The organism is Kitasatospora griseola (genome assembly GCF_014648555.1).
GTDB classification, from domain to species: Bacteria; Actinomycetota; Actinomycetes; order Streptomycetales; family Streptomycetaceae; genus Kitasatospora; species Kitasatospora griseola.
Window position 1 is genome coordinate 13,439 of record NZ_BMRI01000038.1, and the last position, 2,607, is coordinate 16,045.

Genomic DNA, 2,607 nt, shown 5'->3' on the forward strand with positions numbered 1-2,607 from the left:
CCCCGGCTCCAGCGCCGGGCTGTACGTCCCGCTCTCGTCCACCGCGCGGACCACCCGCACCGTCACCGAACCGTCCGCCGTGGCGGCCGGCGCGGAGACGGCCGGGCCGGTCGCTATCCCGGCCGCCAGCAGAGCGGCCAGCGCGGCAGAACGCCGGTAACCGCTTCTCTTGAGTTGCACGTTCCTCCTTCGTTCCGACGCGCCCCTCCCCCCGGGAGGGGCGCGCCTGTTGGGACGGAGGCTAGCGGGTCCCGGAGGGCGCTCGGAACCTTGGATTCCGTTTTCGCCGGATTAGGACAACGGCACGACTGCATAACGGAGATGACGCTTACTCAGTTACGAATGCCGACAGGGGCCCCGGGGTGGTCCCGGAGCCCCTGCGCCACTGCTGTCACTGCGTCAGGCGCGACGCCTCCGCACGGCGATCAGCACGCCGGCGCCGGCCACCAGCAGCGCCACTCCGCCGACCAGGGTGTACCTGAGGGCGGTGTCGTCCGTGCCGGTGAAGGCCAGGCTGCCGCCCGACGGCTGCGTCGGGGCCTGGGTGGGCCTCGGCGTCGCCGGCGGGGTCGGGGCCGGGGTGGTGGGCGGCGGCGGGATCAGCTTGTTGACGGCGGTGGTGGTGACACCGTCCGCCAGGTGCTCGTCGTCCAGGACCACCGGGCCGAGGACCGGCTGCTCCGGCACCTGGTAGCCCTTGGGCGGGGTGACCTCCTGCCAGTAGTACGTGCCCTGGTCGGCGACGGTGCGGCAGGTGCCGTCGTCGCCGGTGGTGCAGGGCTCGCCGACCTTGGTGTCCTTGTCCTGCTGCAGCCCCTCGGTGTCGTTCGACTCCCGCCACAGCTGGAAGACCGCGCCGGGCAGCGGCTTGCCGTCCTGGTCGTGCTTGACCAGGCGCAACTCGCCCTGCTGCTGGCTGAACCCGAAGTCGAAGCTGTGGTCGTTCTGACCCGGGCCGCCGGTCTTCAGTGCCCGCTCGACGTACGTGCCGCCCTTGGGGATCGTCCCGTCCGAGTCGATCGTCCGATTGTCGCCGACGTTCGCCTTGGTCGGGACCCAGTGGTACAACGGACCGCCCTTGGCGTAGTCGGCCGGGTTGTCGAGCTTGACGGTGTACGCCGTGTTGGGCTTCAGACCACCGGTGACGTTGGTGTTGTCGAAGTAGTACTCACCGCGCGCGGTGGTCTTCGCCGTGCCGACCTTCCTGCCGTCGGCGTCGTACAGGTTGACCGTCGCGCCCACGACCGGCTTCTGCTGCGGCAGTTGCAGACCGGAGCGCTCCGGGTCGTACCAGACCCGGTTGCCGATCTGCAGCGGCGCCTTGTCGCAGAGCACCTCCAGGTCGCCCATCGCGGAGCCCTTGCCGAAGCTGGAGCGGCCGTCGGAGAGTTCCTGCCCCATGCCCGGGTCCTTCGCGCCGGTGCGCAGGGTGAACATGGTGCCGGCGGTGACGATGTGGTCGAGCACGTCGTAGCCGGAGGTGGCGATGGAGTTCTCCACCTTGGACAGCGCCATGCCCGCGTACGTGGCGTAGGTGTGCGAGTCGTAGTAGCGGCGGACGTCGTAGAAGCCCTTGCCGCGAGTGGTGATCCCGCAGCCGAGGTTGACGTCCATCACGTAGGCGTCGCCGGACTTGCAGGCCTTGTTCAGGTCACCGGACGCGAGCGCCCTCACACCACCCGGAGGAGCCGGCTGCCCGGCGCTAGGGTAGGCGTTGGCCTGGTCGGGGTAGCGGTCGCGGAAGGACAGCAGCATGGAGCCGTCCGTCTCGAACCCGATCTCGCCGAGCTCGGGCTGCCCGTAGAAGTTGCAGCGGTCGGCCGGCTTGACGTCCGTCCACGGGTACCAGTTGTAGGTGTTGCAGGGGACGGTGGGCGTGCCTCGGTGGTCCATCGGCTGGTTCAGCACGGCCGAGCCGAACTTCCCGGTGGCCGGGTCGAACGGCAGCACGATCGCCCGCAGGTCGCCGATCTTCTGCGTCGACTGGCCGGAGCAGACGCCGCCGACGTAGCCGACGCCGTCCTGCATGCCGAGGCCGTAGGGCCGCCAGTCGTCCGCCGACGGGCAGTTCGGCGTCGGGATGGTGTAGACGGCCTTGGGCTTCTCCACCGTCTTCGCCGTGGCGTCGTAGCGGTACAGCTTCCGGTTGTTGAGGTTGACCACGTACAGGTCGCGGCCGTCCTCGCTGAGCTTCAGCCCACCCAGGCTCTCCTTGCCGACCGCCGCCATGAACGCCGGGTCGAGGAGGCCTTCGTGCACACTGCTGCCCGCGTCGGGGACGGTGGTGAACAGCTTGGTGGTCTTCGTCGCCGGGTCGGTGACGTAGATTCCGCCCGCCCCGCCCGGGCCGTAGTTCGTGTCGCGCTTCGCCTGGGCCGAGCTGAACAGCCGTCGGCCGTCCCGGTCCCAGGCCAGGCCGAACACGTTGCCGGTGCCGGCGGAGGTGCTGAGGTCGGTGACGTCCTGGTTCACGCCACGGGCCTGGTACGGGAAGCTCAGTACCGTCCGCTTGGTCGCCGGGTCGGTCACCGCGGGCTGGCAGGCGGTGGCCAGCGGGGCGTTCTGCTGGCAGTAGTCGGCCGGGTTCCACAGACCGGTCGTCAGCGT

The 2,607-nt window shown here is 70.0% G+C and carries 1 protein-coding gene and 1 pseudogene; both read right to left on the bottom strand.

Features of this window, described 5'->3' with window-relative positions:
- Positions 1–180 (bottom strand): annotated as a pseudogene (locus IEZ12_RS39440) (hypothetical protein); the annotation flags it as partial.
- A gap of 219 nt (positions 181–399) precedes the next feature.
- Positions 400–2,607: SdrD B-like domain-containing protein (locus IEZ12_RS31530; protein WP_189276936.1), on the bottom strand; the 2,208-nt coding region annotated here is incomplete at its 5' end.